The sequence below is a fragment of the Nocardia sp. NPDC051787 genome (assembly GCF_040681325.1).
Lineage (GTDB): Bacteria > Actinomycetota > Actinomycetes > Mycobacteriales > Mycobacteriaceae > Nocardia.
On the sequence record NZ_JBFAYO010000003.1, the window covers coordinates 1 to 21,231 of the forward strand.

Sequence of the window (21,231 nt, forward strand, 5' to 3'; positions counted from 1 at the left end):
CCCAACGCCATCTCACCGTTATCGGTGCACGGACCATCCGCCAAGACCTGACCCGCCTCCACCCGCTGACCCTCGTCCACAATCGGACGCTGGTTGGCACAGGTGCCCTGGTTGGTACGAGCGAACTTGCGCATCCGGTAGGACTTGCGGGTACCGTCGTCGGCCATGACGGTGACGTAGTCGGCGGAAACCTCCTCGACCACACCGGCCTTCTCGTTCACCACCACATCACCGGCATCGATCGCGGCACGCAGCTCCATGCCGGTGCCGACCAGCGGCGCTTCGGAACGGATCAGCGGCACGGCCTGCTTTTGCATGTTCGCACCCATCAGGGCGCGGTTGGCGTCGTCGTGCTCGAGGAACGGAATCATCGCGGTCGCGACCGACACCATCTGACGCGGCGACACATCCATATAATCGACTTCGGCGGAATCTATGAGCTCGACCTCGGAATTCTTGCGACGCACCGCGATTCGCGCAGCAACGAAGCGTCCCTCGGCATCGAGCGGCTCATTCGCCTGCGCCACGACATGCAGGTCTTCCTGGTCGGCGGACAGGTAGTCGACCTCGTCGGTCACCTTGCCGTCGATCACTTTTCGGTACGGCGTCTCGATGAAGCCGAACGGATTGACCCGCGCGTACACCGACAGATAGCCGATCAGCCCGATATTCGGGCCTTCGGGTGTCTCGATCGGACACATCCGGCCGTAATGGCTGTAATGCACATCGCGGACTTCCAGACCGGCGCGTTCCCGGGTCAGGCCACCTGGCCCGAGCGCCGACAGGCGTCGTTTCTGGGTCAGGCTCGCCAGCGGGTTCCGCTGATCCAGGAACTGCGACATCTGCGAGGTTCCGAAGAACTCCTTGATCCCCGCGACGACGGGGCGGATATTCATCAGCGTCTGCGGCGTGATCGCCTCGATATCCTGTGTCGTCATCCGCTCGCGGACCACGCGCTCCATCCGAGACAGCCCCACCCGGAACTGGTTCTGGATCAGTTCGCCGACGGTGCGCAGGCGACGGTTGCCGAAGTGATCGATGTCGTCCACTTCCACCGGCACCTCGACACCGCCGGGGGCGGTCATGGTCTTGTCGCCCACGTGCAGGCGGACCAGGTACTCGATGATCGTGACGATGTCTTCCTCGGTGAGCACCCGTGATCCGATGCCTTCGTCGTTGTGGACGCCGAGTTTCTTGTTGATCTTGTAGCGGCCGACCCGCGACAGGTCGTAGCGCTTCTCCTTGAAGAACAGGTTCTCCAGCAGGGTCTGCGCCGACTCCTTCGTCGGCGGCTCACCCGGGCGCAGCTTGCGATGAATATCGAGCAGCGCCTCATCGGTGCCCGGTGTGTTGTCCTTCTCCAGGGAGGTCATCATGATCTCGGAGAAACCGAACCGCTCGGTGATCTGCGCACTGGTCCAGCCGAGCGCCTTGAGCAGGACTGTCACGGGTTGACGGCGTTTGCGGTCGATGCGAACGCCGACGGTGTCGCGCTTGTCGATGTCGAATTCCAGCCACGCACCGCGCGACGGGATGACGCGCACACCATGCAGATCCTTATCCGTGCCCTTGTCGACGGTGCGGTCGAAATAGACACCCGGCGAACGCACCAGCTGCGAAACGACCACCCGCTCGGTGCCGTTGATGATGAACGTGCCCTTGTCGGTCATCATCGGGAAATCACCCATGAACACCGTCTGACTCTTGATCTCACCGGTGTTGTGGTTCATGAACTCAGCGGTGACGAACAGCGGCGCCGCGTAGGTCATGTCCTTGTCTTTACATTCCTCGACCGAGGCCTTGACCTCCTCGAAACGGGCCCCGGAGAGCGTCAACGACATCGTCGCGGCGAAGTCCTCGATCGGGCTGATCTCCTCGAGCACCTCCTCCAATCCACCCGCGAGCGAGTCGCCGCGCGCCGCTACCCGTTCGTGCCAGGCCGGCGCACCGATCAACCATTCGAACGAATCGGTCTGGACCTCCAACAACTCCGGAACATCCAGGTGCTCACGGAGTTTGGCGAACGAGATCCGCTTCGACGCCCCCGACATTCCGGCACCGACCTTGTTCTGACTCGAGATTGCCAAGATGCATCCTTCCAGCACCTCTCGCCGCCAACGCATTCGCGCGGCCGTCACGGTATCTGCTTGTCTGTGGCTGTATTTCACATTGCGCACCGCGCCGGACGCTGCCCGAACATGACTCGACAACAACCCGTAGAGAGTGACACGCGGACAGTGCCACTTTCTACAGTCAGCCTTTTCGTATTTCGCGAGTTGGACAGCACGCGACCCGGAGCGAAGCTCCAAATTACACCCAAATTCAACCGATGTCGAGGGCGCAAAAAAACAGGCACACGATTTTCTGTGCCTTCCCGTATTGATACTGACATCTCGATATGCCGGTCGTCAAGTCTATTAGCGGTAATCCGCCAGCACATTCACACCGGCAGGGAAAAGAGTCCTCGCCACCGAGACCATCGACAGGGACCGCACCTATTCCGGCGGCGTTCGGCGGGGTGATCGCGGGGCATGCCGAAGGATGCGACGGGCTCGCCGCCCTAGGCGGGAGCGTCGCCCGAAGCAGCAGCAGTCGATAGCGTGGGAAGCGAACTGGCGCCGCACGGTGGCGTGCGCCGTCGGAACGTGTCAGGCGAGTACGGACCGGAGGTTGCGTTCCAACACTTCGATGCGGTGGCGTTGGAGGTCGGTGAATTCCGGCGGGTGGTGGATTTCCACGCTCAGGCGTCCGGCGAAGGTGCTGATGACGCAGGTGCCGCCGCCTGGTTGCTGGGGGCGGCGGCCGGTCAGATCCGGTTTCGCGAGCATGGTGGAGTGGAAGTCGTCGATGCGCAGTGCGTCCTGCTCCGGCAGCTGGGGGATGGTGCCCCAGTTGGTCGCGATCACCACGCCGGGGAGCGCTGGAGGGGGCGCGGCAGCCATGTCAGGAATGTTCAAGGGGGTCCGTTGCACGATGCCTGCGGACAGGGCCCCGTGCAGGGCTTCGCTGATGCCACGGGCCAGGTCGACCAATGTCACGTCGGCTTCGGGGGAGAGGTAATTGGCGAAGCCGAGGACGTTCGTCCCCCCGGTGGCGTCGATTTCGGGACTTACCCTGGTGCGTAGGTCAACCGAGTACAGGTAGAGCAGTCCGGTCAGGGGTAGTTCGCGAATCTCGGCCTCGGTCCGCAGCAGCGCCGCCGACACCAAGCCGTGCACCGTGACGTTCTCGCGATGGCCGAGTTCGACCAGCGCCGCGGTCTCGTCCCGGGTGAGCCGGCAACGGGTCGTGCGCAGCACGGGGTACTCGTCCTCGCGCGGCGGCGAAACCGGCGGCGGGGCGGTCGATTCGCCCGCGGGTGGCCCTCCGGGCAGCGTCATCTTCTCGATGCCGCGCGCCGCGAGCAGCTGCTCCACCGGCTCGGGAAACGCGTGCTCCGGCAGGCCGAGCGGGCGCCCGGCGACCGCGTCCCGGTACCCGGCCCACAGCGCGTCGACCACGGCGAAAGCGTGATAGGCGTCGGCGATGCTGTGGTGGATCATGAACGTCACGCTGGCGGTATCTCCGGCGCGCACCACGCACAGGGCGCACACGCCCCCGCGCTGATCGAATTTCGCGCCGGTGAGCGGGAATTCGGGGTCCGCGTCGGCGACGAAGATCTCGGGGGTGGCATCCGAGACAGCGAACGCATGCCCGCCGCCGTCGGCCACCTCGATACGGGCGCGCAGGATCGGATACGCGCGGGCGACGGCCTCGAACGCGGCCGCCAAAGCCGTCAGGTCCAATGGGCCCGATATCCGCGCCGAATAACCGATGAAGACCTCGCCCGCGGCGAACATCTCCTCGCTCGGGGCCAGCTGGCGGATCACGTCGACCACGATCATGCATTCCCTTCGCTTTCGGCGAGACTAGCTCGAACACCGTTGCCCGCGCCGACCATTCGGGAAAATGTGCGAAGGGGACAGTCGGACCAGCGGGAACTGGCCTTGTCACAACCGGGAACTGGATCTGTCGGATGATCGGATCATCTGTTTAAGCTCCGAGTGGTCGAAAGCGAGCGGAGCATGTCACCAACCGATCCGATCCTCATTCCCTGGCGCCGATCGGGGGTCGCGCGATGACGCGACGCGGGTGGGCGCTGTTCCTGGCGATGGGCGTGATCTGGGGTGTGCCGTACGCGATGATCCGGATCGCGGTGGAGGATCTCGACCCGATAGTGGTCGCGTTCGGGCGCACCCTGATCGGCGGCCTGCTGCTGTTGCCGATCGCGCTGTACCGCGATGTGCTGACTCCCGTGCTGCGGCGATGGCGGCCACTGTTGCTCTACACCCTCGTGGAGATCACCGGCCCGTGGTTCCTGATCGGGTACGCGGAGACCACGCTGAACAGCGCGACCGTCGGGTTGCTGATCGCCGCGGTTCCGCTGATCGCCGTGGTGATCGTGACCAAGCTCGGTCACGACCGGTTCGACGCGCGCCGGGTGACCGGCCTGCTCGTGGGATTCGCGGGTGTCGCCGCACTCGTCGGCCTGGATATCGACCTGGGGAATCCGGCGGCCATCGGCGCGATCGGCCTGACGACGATCGGATACGCGGTCGGGCCGATCATCATCAACCGCGCGCTCGCCGACCTGCCTCCGCTCGGTGTGGTCACCGGCTCCCTGCTGCTGGCCGCGGCGATCTACGCCCCGTTGGCGGGCTGGCTGTGGCCGTCGCACATCACAGCCGATTCGGCGTGGTCCGTGCTCGGCCTTGCGGTGATCTGCACGGCCGCGGCGTTCCTGTTCTTCTTCGCGTTGATCTCCGAAGTCGGTCCCGCACGCGCCACGGTGATCACCTACATCAACCCGGCGGTGGCGATCCTGCTCGGCGTCATGGCGCTGGACGAGCCGCTGACCGCCGGCATGGCGATCGGCTTCCCGCTGGTCATCCTCGGCTCGATTCTCGGCACCGCGCGCAGCCGCGGGAAGTCGGCCACTGATGATCCGCCCGTGCCCACTGCTCCCCACGCGGTCGCCCCATTACCGGAGAGGTAATCGCTCCGCGGCGCGTCCCGGCCGAGAATGAGAGCCCGCCGCACAATCCCGCGGCGTCGCTTCGAAAGGACCCGTCGTTGTCAGTCACGGAACCGACCACCCGTGCGGTGGTCGAAGAGCTGTTGCGCCGAATCGGTTCCGGCGATCCGGAGTCGGTCGCCGAGCTGTACGCCGAGCACGCGGATTGGCGGCTGAGTTGGCCGCAGGCCGAACACGGCCGGGCGGCGACACCCTGGATCCGGCACCGGTCGACCCGTGCCGACGCGGCAGCACATTTCCGCTCGATCGCCGAACACCATGTGCCCGAGGATGCCGCGACCCGCGTGGACCGTGTGCTCGTCGACGGTGACGACGCCGTGGTAATCGGGGAGATTCGCCAGACCGCACGCCCCACCGGCCGCGCATACCGCGCTCGCTTCGCTCTGCATCTCACGGTGCAGGACGGTCTGATCACCCGTCACCACGTCTATGAGGACAGTCTGGCCGTCGCTCAGGCCTTCGATCCCATCGCGTAATACGCTGCTGGGAATGCTCGACTCGACCGCAGACTTCGCCGGCGAATTCGCCGATGTGACCGCTACACGCAGCGCCTACGACGACGTTGCCGACCTCTATGCCGAGCTTTTCCGGCACCAGCTCGATGGCCAGCCGCTGGACCGGGCGATGCTCGGCGTGTTCGCGGAGTTGGTGGCGGACAACGGTTCCGGACCCGTGGCCGATCTCGGCTGCGGCCCCGGGCGGGTTACCGCGCATCTCGCGACCCTCGACATGCAGGTGTTCGGCATCGATCTCTCGTCGCGAATGATCGCGCTCGCGCGGGCCGAATATCCGCACTTGTCCTTCGACCAAGGTTCCTTGGAACAGCTACCGATCGGCGACGGGGAGCTCGGCGGGATCGTCGCCTGGTATTCCTTGATCCACATCCCGCCCGATCGCGTGCCGCAAGTGTTGGATGAATTTTCCCGGGTACTCGCGGGCAAAGGCCACCTGCTGCTGGCATTTCAAACAGCCGATCTGTCCGAGGCGGTACAGGCCTTCGACCACAAGGTGACTTGTGCCTATCGATGGGCGCCGAAACGGCTCGCCCGTCTGCTCACCGATGCCGGGTTCACCATGGTCGCCCGTATGGTGCGTGAGCCGAGGCCCGACGAGCGGTTCGGACAGGCCTACCTGCTGGCCGCGAAGGTTCGGTGATTCGCCTAACACGACTCGTCCGATGCGGGTAGTTTGATCGTGTCGCGGCGGTTTTCATGGGCTGCGCGGGCCCGCCGACAACGTGGTCGATCGCAAATCACAACACTTTCACCACTGTCGTCAGGGGGCGACTCGCCATGGAATTCATCGCGCCGGTCGATGCGGTCTTTCTGCTCGCCGAATCCCGCGAACAGCCGATGCACGTCGGATCGCTACAACTGTTCGAGCCGCCTGAAGACGCCGGCGCCGACTTCGCCGCGCAGGTTCATGAAGAACTCCTACGCTGCACCGACATCGATCCCACCTTCCGCAAGCATCCCGCAACGATGCTCGGCACACCCCAGATGGCGTGGACGTATGCCGATGACGTCGAACTCGACTATCACGTGCGGCGGCTGGCCGTGCCTGGTCCCGGACGGATGGACCAACTCATCGAGCTTGCCTCCGGGCTGCACGGCAGCCTGCTCGACCGGCATCGCCCGCTGTGGGAGATCCATCTGATCGAGGGCTTGGCCGACGGACGGTTCGCGCTGTATTCGAAGATGCACCACGCCTTGATCGACGGCGTTTCGGCACAACGCCTTTTACGTCGCACGTTGACCAGCGACCCATCCTCCACGGCGACGCGGGTGCCGTGGCATCTGCCCAGGACACGGCGCAAGCCGCAGCCGTCCGGTGTGCGTGCCGCGACGCGAAACCTGTTCTCGGCAGCCACTTCCGGTGCATCGCTACTGCGCGCCGCTCGCGAAGCTCTGCTGCGGCAGCAGCCTTTCGCCGCGCCGCGCACCATGTTCAACGTGCCGATCGGCGGCGCGCGCCGTTCGGTCGTCCGGTCCTGGCCGTTGGAGCGGCTGCAGCAGGTGACGAAGTCGACCGGTTCGACGCTCAACAATGTCGTGCTCGCCATGTCGGCGGGCGCGCTGCGCCGCTATCTGGTCGAACGGAATGCCTTGCCGGACAAGCCGTTGATCGCGATGGTGCCGGTGTCGCTGCGTTCCGAGGACGACAACGAGACCAACGGGGTGAAGGTCGGTGCGGCGCTGTGCAACCTCGCCACCGATCGCGCCGATCCGCTGGAGCGGCTGCGCGTGGTCAGCGCGTCGATGCACGACAGCAAAGAGGTCTACCGCGCGCTGTCGTGCAATCAGACGATGGCGCTGTCGGCGTTGATGCTCAGTCCGCTGGCCCTCAATCTCGTGCCCGCGCTGATCCCGTGGACCAATCCGACGTTCAATATCGTCATCTCCAACGTGCCGGGCCCGCGCGAACCCATGTACTGGAACGGTGCTCGTCTCGATGCCAGCTACCCACTGTCGATCCCGTTCGACGGGCAGGCGGTGAACATCACGCTGACCTCCAACGCAGGCAACCTCGATTTCGGCCTGGTCGGCTGCCGCCGCAGCGTGCCGCAGCTGCCCCGGTTGCTCGATCACCTGGAAGACTCCCTGGCCGAACTCGAGCGCGCCGCGGACTGACTCCGCGGCGGGGACTCCCCCACAAAACTAGAACGTGTTACTGTCGATGCATGGTGGGCGGTCCCGTTGCTGACGCCGCAGCCGCTTCATGGCGATATCTGCGGCCAGCGGCGGCAGCGACGCGCGGGCAGCCTGCCGGACCGCGCGACAATTATGTAACTCGTTCTATGACATCTGCGGCGCGCCGTTCGCGGCGGAGCAGTTAGGGAGACCAGCACGCCATGCGTACCGAAATCTGCGAACGGCTCGGGATCGAATTCCCCATCTTCGCCTTCACCCACTGCCGCGACGTGGCGGCCGCGGTCAGCAACGCCGGCGGGCTGGGCGTGCTCGGTGCGGTCGGCTTCACCGCCGAGCAGCTCGAGGTCGAGCTGGCTTGGCTCGACGAGCACGTGCAGGGCGTCTACGGCGTCGATCTGGTGATTCCGTCCAAGTACGAGGGCAAGGGGATCGACGGCCTCACCCCCGAGCAGTTGGAAGCCAAACTGGCCGAACTGGTCCCACAGGGTCATCGCGACTTCGCCGAGAAGATCCTCGCCGATCACGGCGTGCCCGCACTGCCCGAGGGCGAGCACCACAACCAGCTGCTCGGCTGGACCGCCACCACCGCGGGCCCGCAGGTGGAGGTGATTCTGCGGCATCCGAAGGCGAAGCTGGTCGCCAACGCGCTCGGCACCCCGCCGGACGACGTGATCAAGCAGGTGCAGGACTCCGGCAGGCTGATCGGCGCGCTGTGCGGGTCGGTCAAGCACGCGCTCAACCACAAGAAAGCGGGTCTGGACTTCGTGGTCTGCCAGGGCACCGAGGGCGGCGGTCACTGCGGTGAGGTCTCCTCGCTGGTGCTGTGGCCGCAGGTGATCGACGCCGTCGGCGACCTGCCGGTGCTGGCCGCGGGCGGTATCGGGAACGGCCGTCAGGTCGCCGCGGCCATGGCGATGGGCGCCGCGGGCGCGTGGACCGGCTCGCTGTGGCTGACCGTCGAGGAAGCGAACGTGCCGCCCGAGCAGATGCAGACCTACCTCGAGGCCACCAGTCACGACACCGTGCGGTCGCGCGCCTGGACCGGCAAGCCCGCCCGCATGCTGCGCAACGACTGGACCGAGGCATGGGAGCGGGCCGACACCCCGGACCCGCTGCCGATGCCACTGCAGATGATGGTCGCCCTGGACGGCGTGAAGCGCGGTCACCGCTACCCGGAGGCCGCCAAGGACGTCAACTTCAACCCGGTCGGCCAGATCGTCGGCATGATGAATCGGGTGGAGCGCTCCGCCGACGTGGTGAACCGGCTGATCGAGGAGTACGTGGCGGCGTGCGAACGTCTCAACAAGATCAACGGCGGCCTCTGAGTCGCCGGAACGCTACCCCGGAGCAGATCGGGTCGGGCAATGTCCGCAGCACGTCTGCGCGGCATCCCGCCCGGCCGGTCGGACCGGAACAACGGCCGTCAGATTCATGGAAGAACGCGGGCTATTTCCGCCAGGTTGAATCGGCCGCGTGGCGGGACCGTGCCTGCACTTGATGGCTTGCTGCGATTACTCGCGGGGCGCGGATACCACCATCTGCAGGCGGATTCCCAATGACCCGGATCGGACGTCGGCAGCTGTGGAGGCGTTCGCTGCGCACACGTCGCCGACGGGTCGACATCCGATCGGCGACAGATTGTCTGAGACATGCATGGCACCGCCCCCGCCTGCATCCTCCCGCCGCAGGCGCCACGCCGAGCATCTCTTCCGCGCGTGACCCATTCGCGTCTCAGACGCATTGTGCGGTGTACGAACGACAGCGGCTATGCCGTGGCGGCGCGCGTTTCGTCGACAGCCGGCTCGACCGCGCCCACCAGCTCTTCGAACCGCGCGACGACCTTTTCGTGGTACATGCCGAACAGATCCTCGAACAGCGCCAGCTGCGCCTCGCTCGGTCCGGAGCCGGAATCCCACACCGCGGCGAGCGCCCGCCAGACCAGGACGTGCAGATCGGGCGCACCCGCGAAGTACGCCTCGATCGCCTCGGGGACCTCGAGCACCATCTCGCCGATCGAGTTCAGGATCGCGCGCTGCATGGTGAGGCCGAGCGCGGTCAGCAACCTGCGCACCAGCGCGACTTCGAGTGCCAGGAGCCGGTGCAGGTCCGGATCATCCTGCCGGGCAATCGTTTCGAGTTCGTCGATCGAGGCCTTCCACTCGGCCGTGTCGATCTCCTGCCGGCCGCTGGTGTAGGCGAGCAGTGCCTCGAACACGAGGTTGCGCTCCACGTCCACGATGTCGCGGAACATCTCGATCGCGACGTCGGGCATGGGGATCGAGAAGCGGAACAGCTGGCGGTACACATCGACGCCGCCGGACTCCCGGACGTCCCGAATCGTGAATCCCTTGCCGCGCCGAGCTTCGACGAAGCCGTACGACTCCAGCCGACCCAACGTCAGCTGCGCCGTCGCGCGGTTCATGTCGAACTCCTCGGCGACCTGACGCACCGACGGCATGAGACCCCCCGGTTGATATTCACCCGCGGCAACCCGGCGCGCCAGCTCGTCGGCAACGTCGGCGACCACCGTCTGGGATCCCATCGAAGTCACCTTTCGACTACTTTCGAATACGTCCCAGACAGTCTAGGTCCTACTGTTCGGTACTGCACCTGTGTCACACTTGTCCGCGCAACTGTGAGGTGACTCATGACCTTCCGGCCCATCGGTGAACGTCCCGAGGAGCGGTTCGCAGGCAAGCGATCCTGGCTCTTCGCGTCGCGATCCTCCGATAAACCTCCAGTTCACAGCGCAATTCGCGGCGCCAAGCTCGCCACGCTCCCGGTGGCTTTCGCCGGACGCCAGGCGGCGGGCGCCGGTAAACGCGCACTCGGGAAATCGGCCGAAGAAGTCAATCGCGACATCCAGCTGCGCACCGCCCAGCACATCTTCGAAGTGCTGGGCGAACTGAAGGGCTGCGCCGCGAAGCTCGGTCAGCTGCTGGCCATCTACGAGCTGGCGCTGCCGCAGGAGCTCGCCGAGCCGTACCGGATCGCGCTCAGCAGGCTGCAGGACGCCGCGCCCGCCATGCTGCCGCACACCGTGCACGCCGCCATGGCGGCCAGTATGGGCGAGCAGTGGCGGTCGCGATTCCGCGATTTCGACGACCGGCGCGCCGCCGCGGCCTCGCTCGGCCAAGTGCACCGCGCGGTCTGGCACGACGGCAGGCAGGTCGCGGTCAAGGTGATGTATCCCGGCGGCAGACAGGCGGTAGCGGGCGATCTGGAACAGCTGCGCCGAATCTCCTATCTCGCATCGGTATTCCTGCCCGGCGCCGACGTCAAGTCGGTGACCGAGGCGATCTGCGCGTCGGTCACCGACGAACTCGACTACGCGGCCGAGGCCGACCACCAAAGGGCTTTCGCCGCCGCCTATGCCGACGATCCGGATTTCCACGTGTCGAACGTCGTGGCACAGCACGGCGACGTGCTGATCACCGAATGGATCGAGGGCACGCCGATGCCGCGGATCATCGCCTCCGGATCGCGGGCCGAGCGAGACCGGGTCGGCATGCTCATGGTCCGCTTCGTGACCTCGGGCTGGGGCCGGCACGGCTTGCTGTACGCCGATCCGCATCCAGGGAACTTCCGGTTGCTGTCCGATGGTCGGCTCGGCGTGGTGGATTTCGGCGCGTGCTGCGCTTGGCCTCCCGAGGGCTTCACCGAGCTGACCCTCGATTACTGCAAGGCGATCTTCACTGGCGGTCCAGAGGATCTGGCGGCCGCCACACGCAGGCACGGATTCGTGGAAGCCGGACGGGTCTTCGACAGCGCGGCACTCTATGCCGCGATCAGCCCGTGCGGGGAGCCGCTGCGGCATGCGACCTATCGGCTGACCACGCGGTGGTTGCGCCGGCAGGTGCTGCGTACCACGAACCCACGCTTGTCGAACGTGCTCCGGGAGACGACCATGCCCGCCTACTGCACGCCCTTCGCCCGCTCGTTCCTCACCCTGGTCGGCGTGCTCGGCCAGCTGGAGACCGAGGGGCGCTATCGCGACGAAATCCTGCGCTGGCTACCGGAATTGGCCGAGGCATTCAGCTCCGGCGAGGAGCCTGCCAATGCTGCGCGACCGGTGGATCTGGACGCGGTGCGCGGGCGTCGGTCCGCAGCGGGCGAGCGCAGCCGGTCCATCGGCTGACTCACAACCACTCCCGCCACCGCGGCATGATCAGCGCGGCGACCTCGTCGTAGCCCGCCGCCCCCGGATGCGCGCCGTCTCCCGCACGGACCTCGGCGGCCCACACCGCGTTGTCGCACAGTGGCTGATACACGCCCACGTAGGGCACGCCCGCGGCCGCACAGGTCTGTGCGAACCGCGCGTCGAGGGCGGCGGTGCGGGCATTGTGTTCGGCGTCCGCGATCGGCGGCGGTGCGACCACCAGCACCGGCCAGTCTCGCTCGGCGGCCTGCGCGAGCATGCGCTCCAGATTGGCCACCGACCGCGCGGGCGGCACTCGTGGACCGTCGTTCTCGTACATGGCGTCGTTCACGCCGAAAGACAGCACCACCCTGGCATCCACGGCCTCGGGCAGCCGCGGCGCACACTCGAGCAGCCAGCGGTCCAGGATCTCGGCCGAGGTCTGTCTGCGCACGCCCAGGTTGTACGCGGTCAGCGGCACCCCCTCCGCGTACGCCGCGGCCGCGAGCCGACCTGCCCAGCCCAGGCAGCGCTCGTCGCCGACACCGGCGACGAACGAGTCTCCGATGAAACACACACGCAGATCACGGCTCACCCGCCCGATCCTGGCAGGGCCGAGACTCGGCCGCGCGCAGCGGGTGCGGGCAATATGCGGCTGCCTCGCCTTCGCTCGGCCCGGCGCGGGCTAAGGACGGACTCCGTCCGACTGCGCCCTTTATGATCGCGATGGTCAGACCGGGAGGGAGCAATGGTGACAACCGAGTCGGCGCTCGCGATTCCGCAGTGGTTCGCGGAGTTGTTCGCCCATCGGCGCTGGGTCCGCCGCGGCCAACCGTTTCCCCACGTGTACGCCCGCGACGTCTTCGTTCCCGAGTTCTATCAGCGATTGACCGACGAACTGGACCGGGTTCGCCGCGAGCGTCCCGAACTGTTCGGTTCGGTCGCCGACGGCTACAGCGCGGACGGCATTCGCCTGGCCGACCTGCGCGACGGACCGCTCGCGATATTCAGCTCACGGGAGTGGCACGACCTGGTCGCCCGGGTCGGCGGCGTCGAGGCGACCGGCGATATCGAGGGATCGGTGCACCATCACGGTCCGGGCAGTCCGTTCGGCTGGCCACACAACGACCTCAACCCGGCCTGGTTCCAGGGACCGGCCCCTGGCCCCGACGAGGTACGGCTGCCCGACGGCACGGTGGACACCAAGACCGGGGCACGTGCGTCCGGCGTCGTCGCACGGGAAAGCGTGCGCGCCGTCGCGGTTCTGTTCTATCTGGGGAATCCGGAGTGGGAGCCTGGCGACGGTGGCGAGACCGCGCTGTACGACCACGTCGCCGACGACGCCACACTGCCCTCGGTGACCCTCGTTCCCCCGTTGGACAATTCGCTGATCCTGTTCGAGGTCACGCCGCGCAGCTGGCACACCTTCGCGGGCAACAACACCAAAGACCGCAACAGCGTGGTGATGTGGGTGCATCGCACCAGGGCGGATGCCGAACGGCGTTGGGGAGGAGACAAGATTGTCCACTGGTGAACGCCGCGTCTGCCTGCTCACCGGCGCGAGCGGCACGCTCGGCGACGCCTTCTGCCGTACCTACTATCGCGACTACGACATCGTCGCCGTGTGCCGCACGCGCACGCCCGCCGCGCCGTCACAACTGGAGTGGTATGTCGATCCGCTGGCTCCGGACGCGGCGGTGCCGGAGAACGATTCGCGCATCTTCGTGGTCCGGTCCGATTTGACGCAGCCGGGCGAGGTGGAACGGGTGGTCGACTTGGCGCTGGCCCGGTTCGGCCACGTCGACCTGCTGGTGAACAACGCGGCGCACATCCGGCTGCACCCGCGCGGCATCGTCGACGGAGACGCGGCGCTGGAAGACTTCGATCGCCATTTCGCGCTGAATGTGAATGTCCCCCTGCGCCTTTCGGCACGTTTGGCACAGCGCTGCTGGTTGCACGCCGGTTCGGAGAACCGGGCGCGCAACCGCAACATCGTCAACGTCTCGAGCATCTCCGGATCGGAGGTGTATCCGGGACAGACCCTGTATTCGGCGTCGAAAGCCGCGCTGAATCAACTGACTCGCAATATCGCCGCCGAGTTCGCCGAGTTCGGTGTGCGCGCCAATGCCGTCGCGCCCAATAGTTTTCCCGCGATCGTGCCCACCGAGCAGGTCGCTCGGGCGATCGTCGAACTCGACGCGAGCGACCGGTCGGGTGGGGTGTACGGCGTGGGCGTCGAGCTCAACCAGCCGGACGAGCCGGAGGGCGTCAACTCCCTCCGGCTCGCCGACGCCGAGCCGTAACCGCCTATTCCGCGGCCGCGATGCCGGTGGCCTGCTCGGACAGCGCCCACAATCGCTGTGCGAGGTCGGCGTCGATCGCCTGCTTGTTACTCGGCGGCTCCAGCTCGAATCGGTGGAAGTACTGCCCGTTGATCGCCTCGCCATCGGCGGTGGTGGCCAGGTGTACCAGCGGCTCGGCGCCCTTGTCCGGGCGGATGAAGAACGGGCGCGACAGCGGAGACCGGATGAACCAGCCGAGACCGAGCGGGGCGTTGTCGTAGACGTGGGTGGCCACCGCCCCGGGGTGGAACGCCGCGGTGGTGAGACCGGTGCCCGCGGTGCGGCGGGCCAGTTCCCTGGTGAACAGGATGTTCGCGAGCTTCGACGTGCCGTACGCGCCGAGCTGGTTGAACGAACCCGTCGGCGCATTGACCGTGTCCAGGTTCAGCTTGGCCATCCGGTAGGTCATGCTCGAGGTGTTGACCACCCTCGCCCGCGACTGCGTCAGGCGCTCCAGCAGGAGATTGGTCAGCAGGAACGGCGCCAGGTGATTGACCTGGAAGGTCAGCTCGTTGCCGTCGTCGGTGACGGTGCGCTTGGGCCAGGCGCCGCCCGCGTTATTGGCCAGCACATCGATGCGCTGATACCGGTCGAGCAACTGATCGGCCAGCTTGCGCACGTCATCGAGCCGGGCGAAGTCGGCGACGAACGGCTGCGCGCCCGCGTTCGCCGCCACCTCCGCGGTGCGTTCCGGTGAACGGCCCACCACCGCGACGGTGGCCCCGCGGGCCGCGAGCCGCTGCGCCGCCGCAGCGCCGATGCCGGAGCTCGCGCCGGTCACCACCACCGTCTTTCCGGTCAGATCCTTGTCCTGCACTGCCATTCCCGCCTCCCGAGCATCGGCTACGTGACCCGATCGTCTTCGGATCGCGCGGATTCGGCAAGTGCCGACGCGCCCGCGTAGTGCTCGGCGATCTCGTCGCTAGTCGTCAGCCACACCCCGGGATGGGTCGCCACGTAGTCGAGCGCTTGGTCCAGGTATTTGATCCGGAACGCCTGACCGATCACGAACGGATGCAGGGCGAGCGCCATGACGCGGCCGCTGTCGGCCGACTCGGCGTAGAGCTGGTCGAGTTGATCACGGACGATCCGCACGAATTCGGGACCGCTGGTGGCCTTGCCGAGGAACAGGGTGTTGTCGTTGAGTTCCACCGAGTAAGGGACACTGAGCACGCCCGGCACGGATAGGTGATACGGCTGATCGTCGTTGGTCCAGTCGAGCACATAGTCCAAGCCGAGTTCGGCGAGCAGTCGCGGGGTCTGGAAGGTCTCGGTGAGCGCGGGACCCATCCAGCCGCGGGGCCTGCGGCCGGTGGCGCGTTCGATGGTCGCGACGACGTCGGCGAGACAGGCGCGCTCCTCGTCCACCGACATGTCCGCCTGGAAGATCGAGTTGTTCTTCCCGTGTACCAGCCACGCCCAGTTGCGCTGCAGGCCCGCGGCAATGATCTGCGGATTGCGGCCGACGACATCGGAGTTGAGCAGCGCGCTGGCCCGGATACCGTGCCGGTCGAGCACCTCGATCACCCGCCAGATGCCGACTCGCGGCCCGTAATCGCGCCAACCGTAGTTCAGCGGATCGGGCGCCAGCGCGGCGGTGCCGGGAAAGATGCTCGTGCTGGGCCGGTCCACTTGATAGTGCTCGACGTTGAGACCGACATAGAACGCCACCCTGGCCCCGCCGGGCCAGCGCAGCGGCGCGCGCTCGACAATCGGGCTGTAGTCGAAGAGTTCGTTATCCATGCCCCCATGCTCGAACTTGACATTGATGTGAGGATCAACCTCGGAGGTGAGTGATGTACGTCACTGTCGGTCGCCGAGTCGATCGCACTGGCGGATATCAAGAACATCGCCAGGCGGGCTGGCCAGTATCGTGAACGCAAATCCAGCGCCACCCGACTGGTACGGCCTGAATACTCGGAGAGGCGGGGGAGCACATGGGTAACTCGTCGGGTACGCCCAGAACTCGAGCGGCACCCAACGCAGGATCTGAACGTAACTCCCGCGTGACCCGACTGGTACGGCCCGAAGACCCGGAGAGGCGCAGGAGCGGGCGGGAAATACCGGTCACGGGGAGCCTGCTGCAGCCGCTGATCCGCCGGACGAGCGACATCGTCCGGGTCGCCCTCGCGATGCTGGGGGTGGCGATCGTCGTCGCGGCCTCGCTGATCACCCGGCCAGAATGGCTGGCACTGGAAAGTTCGGTATCCGGCATTGTCAGTTTCCTGAATCCCGCCCAGTCGAATCTGGTGTATCTGGTCTACGGCATGGCGATCCTGGCCCTGCCGTTCGCGATCTTGATCGAGCTGATCATCGGCCGGCAGTGGAAGATGCTGGCCGGCTATGCCGCGGCCGGAGTGGTCGCCGGACTGCTGCTGTCCATCACCGGAACCGGACTGTCCGCGCCGAAATGGCACCTCCAGGTGCCGGACCGGTTGGACACCTTCCTGTCCCAGTTCCTGGACGATCCCCGCTGGATCGCGATGATCGCCGCGATGCTCACCGTGTCCAGCCCCTGGCTGCCCATCCGGCCGCGTCGCTGGCTGTGGTTCCTGCTGCTCGCCTTCGCGCCGATCCACTTGGTGCTCAGCACCGTGGTCCCGGCGCGGGCGATGTTCGGGCTCGCGGTCGGCTGGTTGGTCGGCGCGGTGATCGTGCTCGTCGTCGGCACGCCCGCGCTCGAGGTGCCGCTCGACGCCGCCGTCCGGGTGCTCGCCAGGCGCGGCCACGCCGTCACCGGGTTCACGGTGGTGCATCCGGCCGGGCGCGGGCCGCTGGTGCTGGCCGCCGCCGTCGAGGGGCCCGAGCGCGAGCTGGTCGTCGAGATGTTCGGCAAGAACCAGCGCAGCTTCGGCGCGCTGCGGCAGCTGTGGCGCTGGCTCACCTTCCGCAGCAGCGAAACCGCGGCCATACACGGTTCCATGCACCGCGCGGTCGAGCATCGCGCGCTGATGGCGATCGCCGTCGGTGACCTCGGCCTGGCCAGCTGTACTCCGGTCGCGGTCGCCGCGCTCTCCCGCGGCTGGATGCTGTTCGCGTACACCCAGCCGAGCGGCAAACCGATCATCGAGTCGGCCGACGACGTGCTCCCCGGTCTGTGGCAGGCACTCGACACCCTGCACCGGAAGCAGATCTCGCACGGGGACCTGCGACCTATCGATATACGCATCGAGGACGGGGTGACAGCTTTCGGCGGCTTCGGCAACGCCGAGTTCGGGGCCTCGGACGCGCAGCTGCAGTCGGATATCGCCCAATTGCTCGTGACTACCACCGCGGTCTTCGGTAAGGAGCCCGCGGTCCGCGCGGCCATCGGCACGCTCGGCGAATCGCGGGTGCTCGCCGCGGCGAGCCGGTTGACCAAGTCGGCCATACCCACCGGGATTCGCAAGTCGGTCCCGGACTGGAAACGCGCGCTGTCCGAGGCGCGCGAGGAGGTGCGCAAGCAGACCGGGCAGGACCGGATCGAAGCCGAGCAGATCACCCGGTTCTCGCGCAACCAGATCATCCAGTTGGTGCTGCTGATCGGGCTGGTGTACGTCGCCTATCCGTTCATCAGTGCGGTGCCGACCTTCTTCACTCAGCTGAGAACGGCGAACTGGTGGTGGGCGCTGCTCGGACTCGCGGTCTCGGTGCTGACCTACATCGGCGCGGCGGCGGCGCTGTGGGCCTGTGCGTCCGGCGCGGTGAGCTTCCGGAATCTGGTGATCATGCAGATCGCCAATACCTTCGCCGCGACGACGACCCCCGCGCGCGTGGGCGGGCTCGCGCTGAGCGTGCGCTTCCTGCAGAAGGCCGGTATCGGTGCGGTTCGTGCGACCGCGGCGGTCGCACTACAGCAGGCCGTGCAAGTGATCACGCACATCAGCCTGCTGCTCGCGTTCAGCATCGTGGCCGGCACTTCCGCGGATCTGTCGCATTTCGTCCCCGACGCCACGGTGCTGTACCTGCTCGCGGGTGTCGGCGTGGGTATCTTCGGCACCTTCATGTTCGTGCCGAAACTGCGCCGCTGGCTGAACAACGCGGTCCGGCCGCAACTGCGGGAAGTCCTCGGCGAACTCGCCGATCTGGCCCGCGACCCCAAGCGGTCCGCGGTGATCGTCCTCGGCTGCGCGGCGATCACACTCGGCATGGCGGGCGCGTTGTGGGCCAGTGTGGAGGCGTTCGGCGGCGGCACGACCTTCGTCACCGTCACCATCGTCACCATGATCGGCGGCACGCTGGCCTCGGCCGCGCCGACCCCCGGCGGTGTCGGTGCGGTCGAGGCCGCGCTGATCGGCGGTCTGGCCGCCTTCGGACTGCCCGCGAACATCGCGGTGCCGTCGGTGCTGTTGTATCGCGTGCTCACCTGCTGGCTGCCGGTGTTCTGCGGCTGGGCCACCATGCGGTGGATGACCGCGAAGGATCTGATTTAAGGCTTGGTGGCCAGCAGCACGCCGGTTGCACGCACCGCGATGAACTTCACGTCCTCGAATCCGCTGGCGCGCAGGGCATCCCGATACCGGCGGATATCGATGCTCGCCAAGGGATCATCGTGGTCGTTCGCGGCATCGTGCGTGCGGTGCGCGGCGAAACGCGCCATGACGCGCACGGCCGTGGAAAGGACCGGCCCGGTCGGGTGTGTGTCGGCGAGCAACAGCCTGCCACCCGGTCGCAACACCCGGAACATCTGCTCGACTGCGCGGGAGCGATGCGCAGCGGGGATGTGGTGCATGGCGAAAGTCGAGGTCACCAAGTCCGCAGACGCGTCGGGCAGCGGAAGCGATTGCGCCGTCCCGAGTTCGAATCGGCAGTTCGTAAGGTAGCGGGAGCGCGCGATCGCGTAGTCGATCATCCGCGGCGACGGATCCACGCCGGTGACCTGCCCGGCAGTGCGCGCCAGCACTCGAGCGAGATCCCCTGGACCACAACCGATATCGACGACCTCCGCGCCGGATGCCGGGCTGGACAGCTCGACGAGACGGGCGTTCAGCCGACCCGCGCGACCGAGGAGGAACGCGGCCTTGAATGCCCGGTAGCGGCGCGGCTGGGTGAGCAGGACGCCGATGTCGGCGTCGTGCGGACGAGTGGCAGACTTGGGTTCGTTTCCGGTCATATGTTCAGGATCAACCGTCGCCGCCCCGCCGAACAGGGGCAATACGACGGAAACGGTCCGCAACCGGACGCATACGAGAGATTTGTTCAGGAGGCATCGTGTCGGACGGTCAGGACACCACCGAAAGCGCGGATCGCCGGGTCCGGCGCACGAGGAACCTGCTGCACCGGGCGCTGATCGAGCTCATGCTCGAACGTGGCTACGACCGGATCACCGTCCGCGACATCTTGGACCGCGCCGACGTCGGGCGATCGACGTTCTACGCGCACTACCGCGACAAGGACGATCTGCTCCTGCGCAGCAGCACCGATTACCTGCACGCCGCCGTGGCAGCGGCGGAGACGGAGACCAACGCCGACGAACCGCTCGCGCCGGTGCGCACCCTGTTCCGGCTGGCCGCCGACAACCCCGAGGTATACCGAGCGCTGCTCGGCCGCAAGAGCGGCACCGTCCTGCTGCGAACGACCAGAGTAATGGTCGGGCAGATCCTCGCCGAGTGGCTGGAGGACCGGCTCGCGATGCCGGAAGACGAATTCACCACCACCGTGACATTCCTGTCCTGGGGCGTGGTCGGCATGCTCGGCGCCATCGCGGAGCCGCATCCGCCGCTCTCGGCCGAGGAGGCGTACCAGCATCTGGTCCAGCTGGTCGGCCCCGGCTTGGTCAGCAGGCCCCGCGACTCAGCCGAGCTTCCCGTAACAGTTGGGGAACTCCCGAGCCGATAAGCCCGGAAGTTGTGCGGCTATCCCGGAGACGGTCACGCCTTCCTCCAGGGTGCCGGAGTACACGCCCAAGGCGAGGCCGAGGAAGACCGTCCGAGTCGAAATTTGATGAATCCTTGCTGCACCACGGCTAATTCCTTGACGGTTCCCATGCAGCTGAACTCATAGGCTCGGGAATCATGCGTCCCACCCCCTGGCAGACCAGAGAAACTCGACATGATCAAGCTGACTCAGCAGGTGAGGCGCTTCGGCGTCGATGGAACGACGCGTGGCTGCGAGCCGTACTCGTAGGAAAGCGACTGCGGGCCGTACTCCACGAAAACTGGGGTTATCTGTTCGCCGCTGTCGGCTGCGTCATCACATTTGTCCTGCTGTTCCAGCCATGGCTGACCACGAACACAGGCGGAACCGACGGCACGATTCACGCGAACGCCTTCGGCCGACTCCATGTGACCACCTTCTGGATAGATCTCTGGGCGCGGTCATCGGTGCCCAGTCCGAAGGCCAGCGGGGCGTGGGGCATCCTCACCAGCGTCGCGATCGGTGTTGCCGTCTGCAGTACGGCCGTCAATAGCGTGGTCCGCGCCGAGGCGCTCACCTACATGGCCATCGTCGCCACGGTCTTCGTCGCGGTCTTCACGGTCGCCACCGCGCTCTACCTCAATAGCAAAGGCGACGAACTGACGCGCGTGGTTTCGTACGGGACGGCACGAGATCCGGGCACACAGATCGGATTGCTGATCCGATGGGCCAAGGACCACGACAACTATCCGGCACCCGGGCTTCGCCCGGTTTCCTACGTCACCGCCACCCTCACCTGGTATGCGATTCTCGCCAGCGCGATTTCGCTGCTTTCCACTGTGGCTGCTATCGCTCAGTGGATTTATGGACGCAAGAACTCCCCATACCGACAGAGATTGAAACTCGACGGACGCGGCAGCACCAGCGCCGAGGCAAAGTCATGATTCAGCGAATAAGCAGTAGTGCGACGGGATCGGTTGGCGTCGTAGGGATGCTATCGGTGTGCAGCTGCGATGTTGGCGTGGCAGTTCCTCGCACGTACGGCGACCGCATTGCGGCCGATGATGCACCGACGAACGCCAGGTATGCCACGCACCAGCGGAATATGCACTTCGCGGTAGTGGCGGTCGAACGCGACCGGGCCCTCCGGCGTGTCGTACAGGATGAGGAACCGCACGCCGGCGGATGTCG

The 21,231-nt window shown here is 66.5% G+C and carries 19 protein-coding genes; 11 read left to right on the plus strand and 8 right to left on the minus strand.

Annotated elements, in window-relative coordinates; genetic code table 11:
• Both AB0M45_RS03825 and AB0M45_RS03830 read right to left on the minus strand, forming a co-directional pair.
• The coding region (locus AB0M45_RS03825; RefSeq protein ID WP_364323050.1) for a DNA-directed RNA polymerase subunit beta at positions 1-2,105 on the minus strand (2,105 nt) is incomplete at its 3' end.
• A 543-nt stretch (positions 2,106-2,648) separates the two neighbouring features.
• Positions 2,649-3,884, minus strand: a complete 1,236-nt coding sequence (locus AB0M45_RS03830) for a hypothetical protein (RefSeq protein ID WP_364322606.1) — start codon at positions 3,882-3,884, stop codon at positions 2,649-2,651.
• Positions 3,885-4,117: 233 nt separating this feature from the next.
• On the opposite strand from AB0M45_RS03830, the gene AB0M45_RS03835 reads away from it, so the two are divergent.
• From AB0M45_RS03835 to AB0M45_RS03855, 5 genes are all read left to right on the plus strand, one after another.
• Positions 4,118-5,035: a DMT family transporter gene (locus tag AB0M45_RS03835; protein ID WP_364322608.1), complete on the plus strand. Its 918-nt coding sequence runs from the start codon at positions 4,118-4,120 to the stop codon at positions 5,033-5,035.
• Between the two features lie 77 nt (positions 5,036-5,112).
• Positions 5,113-5,550 (plus strand): nuclear transport factor 2 family protein, encoded by a 438-nt coding sequence (locus AB0M45_RS03840; protein WP_364322610.1) that lies wholly within the window; start codon positions 5,113-5,115, stop codon positions 5,548-5,550.
• 13 nt (positions 5,551-5,563) lie between these two features.
• Positions 5,564-6,229 carry a class I SAM-dependent methyltransferase gene (locus AB0M45_RS03845; protein ID WP_364322611.1) on the plus strand — a complete coding sequence of 222 codons (666 nt, stop codon included), beginning with the start codon at positions 5,564-5,566 and terminating at the stop codon, positions 6,227-6,229.
• A 137-nt stretch (positions 6,230-6,366) separates the two neighbouring features.
• Positions 6,367-7,704 (plus strand): wax ester/triacylglycerol synthase family O-acyltransferase, encoded by a 1,338-nt coding sequence (locus AB0M45_RS03850; RefSeq protein ID WP_364322613.1) that lies wholly within the window; start codon positions 6,367-6,369, stop codon positions 7,702-7,704.
• A gap of 221 nt (positions 7,705-7,925) precedes the next feature.
• Positions 7,926-9,050, plus strand: coding sequence for a nitronate monooxygenase family protein (locus AB0M45_RS03855; protein WP_364322615.1), 1,125 nt, complete (start codon positions 7,926-7,928; stop codon positions 9,048-9,050).
• 440 nt (positions 9,051-9,490) lie between these two features.
• On the opposite strand, the gene AB0M45_RS03860 is transcribed toward AB0M45_RS03855, so the two are convergent.
• The gene (locus tag AB0M45_RS03860) at positions 9,491-10,267 is read right to left on the minus strand and encodes a GntR family transcriptional regulator (protein WP_364322617.1); all 777 of its coding nucleotides are present in this window, start codon (positions 10,265-10,267) and stop codon (positions 9,491-9,493) included.
• Between the two features lie 105 nt (positions 10,268-10,372).
• On the opposite strand from AB0M45_RS03860, the gene AB0M45_RS03865 reads away from it, so the two are divergent.
• Positions 10,373-11,863: an AarF/ABC1/UbiB kinase family protein gene (locus AB0M45_RS03865; protein ID WP_364322619.1), complete on the plus strand. Its 1,491-nt coding sequence runs from the start codon at positions 10,373-10,375 to the stop codon at positions 11,861-11,863.
• A 1-nt stretch (position 11,864) separates the two neighbouring features.
• Here the strand turns inward: AB0M45_RS03865 and AB0M45_RS03870 are convergent, their stop codons facing one another.
• Positions 11,865-12,458, minus strand: a complete 594-nt coding sequence (locus AB0M45_RS03870; RefSeq protein ID WP_364322621.1) for a GDSL-type esterase/lipase family protein — start codon at positions 12,456-12,458, stop codon at positions 11,865-11,867.
• 153 nt (positions 12,459-12,611) lie between these two features.
• Between AB0M45_RS03870 and AB0M45_RS03875 the strand changes: the two genes are divergently transcribed.
• Both AB0M45_RS03875 and AB0M45_RS03880 read left to right on the plus strand, forming a co-directional pair.
• A complete protein-coding gene (locus AB0M45_RS03875; RefSeq protein WP_364322623.1) occupies positions 12,612-13,397 on the plus strand; it encodes a 2OG-Fe(II) oxygenase in 786 nt (261 codons plus the stop codon).
• On the plus strand, positions 13,384-14,166 hold the full coding sequence (locus tag AB0M45_RS03880) for an SDR family oxidoreductase (protein WP_364322625.1): 783 nt from the start codon (positions 13,384-13,386) through the stop codon (positions 14,164-14,166). The genes AB0M45_RS03875 and AB0M45_RS03880 overlap by 14 nt, the downstream gene beginning before the upstream one ends.
• 4 nt (positions 14,167-14,170) lie before the next feature.
• Here AB0M45_RS03880 and AB0M45_RS03885 read toward each other — a convergent pair whose 3' ends face one another.
• Together AB0M45_RS03885 and AB0M45_RS03890 are read right to left on the minus strand one after the other, a co-directional pair.
• Positions 14,171-15,028 (minus strand): SDR family NAD(P)-dependent oxidoreductase, encoded by an 858-nt coding sequence (locus AB0M45_RS03885; RefSeq protein ID WP_364322627.1) that lies wholly within the window; start codon positions 15,026-15,028, stop codon positions 14,171-14,173.
• Positions 15,029-15,048: 20 nt separating this feature from the next.
• Entirely contained in the window at positions 15,049-15,948 is a 900-nt protein-coding gene (locus AB0M45_RS03890; protein ID WP_364322629.1) for a polysaccharide deacetylase family protein, read from the minus strand.
• A 263-nt stretch (positions 15,949-16,211) separates the two neighbouring features.
• On the opposite strand from AB0M45_RS03890, the gene AB0M45_RS03895 reads away from it, so the two are divergent.
• Complete coding sequence (locus AB0M45_RS03895; RefSeq protein ID WP_364322631.1) at positions 16,212-18,617, plus strand: lysylphosphatidylglycerol synthase transmembrane domain-containing protein; 2,406 nt, start codon at positions 16,212-16,214, stop codon at positions 18,615-18,617.
• On the opposite strand, the gene AB0M45_RS03900 is transcribed toward AB0M45_RS03895, so the two are convergent.
• Positions 18,614-19,297 (minus strand): class I SAM-dependent methyltransferase, encoded by a 684-nt coding sequence (locus AB0M45_RS03900; protein ID WP_364322633.1) that lies wholly within the window; start codon positions 19,295-19,297, stop codon positions 18,614-18,616. The two genes, AB0M45_RS03895 and AB0M45_RS03900, sit on opposite strands and share 4 nt — an antisense overlap.
• A 98-nt stretch (positions 19,298-19,395) precedes the next feature.
• On the opposite strand from AB0M45_RS03900, the gene AB0M45_RS03905 reads away from it, so the two are divergent.
• Complete coding sequence (locus tag AB0M45_RS03905; RefSeq protein ID WP_364322635.1) at positions 19,396-20,022, plus strand: helix-turn-helix domain-containing protein; 627 nt, start codon at positions 19,396-19,398, stop codon at positions 20,020-20,022.
• Positions 20,023-20,198: 176 nt separating this feature from the next.
• Entirely contained in the window at positions 20,199-20,984 is a 786-nt protein-coding gene (locus AB0M45_RS03910; protein WP_364322637.1) for a hypothetical protein, read from the plus strand.
• A gap of 50 nt (positions 20,985-21,034) precedes the next feature.
• Here the strand turns inward: AB0M45_RS03910 and AB0M45_RS03915 are convergent, their stop codons facing one another.
• Positions 21,035-21,217, minus strand: a complete 183-nt coding sequence (locus tag AB0M45_RS03915) for an EthD family reductase (protein WP_364322639.1) — start codon at positions 21,215-21,217, stop codon at positions 21,035-21,037.
• Positions 21,218-21,231: the final 14 nt, after the last annotated feature.

What these genes read in the sequence shown, in the direction of transcription:
- AB0M45_RS03910 (WP_364322637.1), top strand. Translation starts at nt 20,199, where the DNA reads ATGCGTCCCACCCCCTGGCAGACCAGAGAAACTCGACATGATCAAGCT.
- AB0M45_RS03860 (WP_364322617.1), bottom strand. Translation starts at nt 10,267, where the DNA reads ATGGGATCCCAGACGGTGGTCGCCGACGTTGCCGACGAGCTGGCGCGC.
- AB0M45_RS03865 (WP_364322619.1), top strand. Translation starts at nt 10,373, where the DNA reads ATGACCTTCCGGCCCATCGGTGAACGTCCCGAGGAGCGGTTCGCAGGC.
- AB0M45_RS03835 (WP_364322608.1), top strand. Translation starts at nt 4,118, where the DNA reads ATGACGCGACGCGGGTGGGCGCTGTTCCTGGCGATGGGCGTGATCTGG.
- AB0M45_RS03890 (WP_364322629.1), bottom strand. Translation starts at nt 15,948, where the DNA reads ATGGATAACGAACTCTTCGACTACAGCCCGATTGTCGAGCGCGCGCCG.
- AB0M45_RS03845 (WP_364322611.1), top strand. Translation starts at nt 5,564, where the DNA reads ATGCTCGACTCGACCGCAGACTTCGCCGGCGAATTCGCCGATGTGACC.
- AB0M45_RS03875 (WP_364322623.1), top strand. Translation starts at nt 12,612, where the DNA reads ATGGTGACAACCGAGTCGGCGCTCGCGATTCCGCAGTGGTTCGCGGAG.
- AB0M45_RS03855 (WP_364322615.1), top strand. Translation starts at nt 7,926, where the DNA reads ATGCGTACCGAAATCTGCGAACGGCTCGGGATCGAATTCCCCATCTTC.
- AB0M45_RS03830 (WP_364322606.1), bottom strand. Translation starts at nt 3,884, where the DNA reads ATGATCGTGGTCGACGTGATCCGCCAGCTGGCCCCGAGCGAGGAGATG.
- AB0M45_RS03850 (WP_364322613.1), top strand. Translation starts at nt 6,367, where the DNA reads ATGGAATTCATCGCGCCGGTCGATGCGGTCTTTCTGCTCGCCGAATCC.
- AB0M45_RS03885 (WP_364322627.1), bottom strand. Translation starts at nt 15,028, where the DNA reads ATGGCAGTGCAGGACAAGGATCTGACCGGAAAGACGGTGGTGGTGACC.
- AB0M45_RS03900 (WP_364322633.1), bottom strand. Translation starts at nt 19,297, where the DNA reads ATGACCGGAAACGAACCCAAGTCTGCCACTCGTCCGCACGACGCCGAC.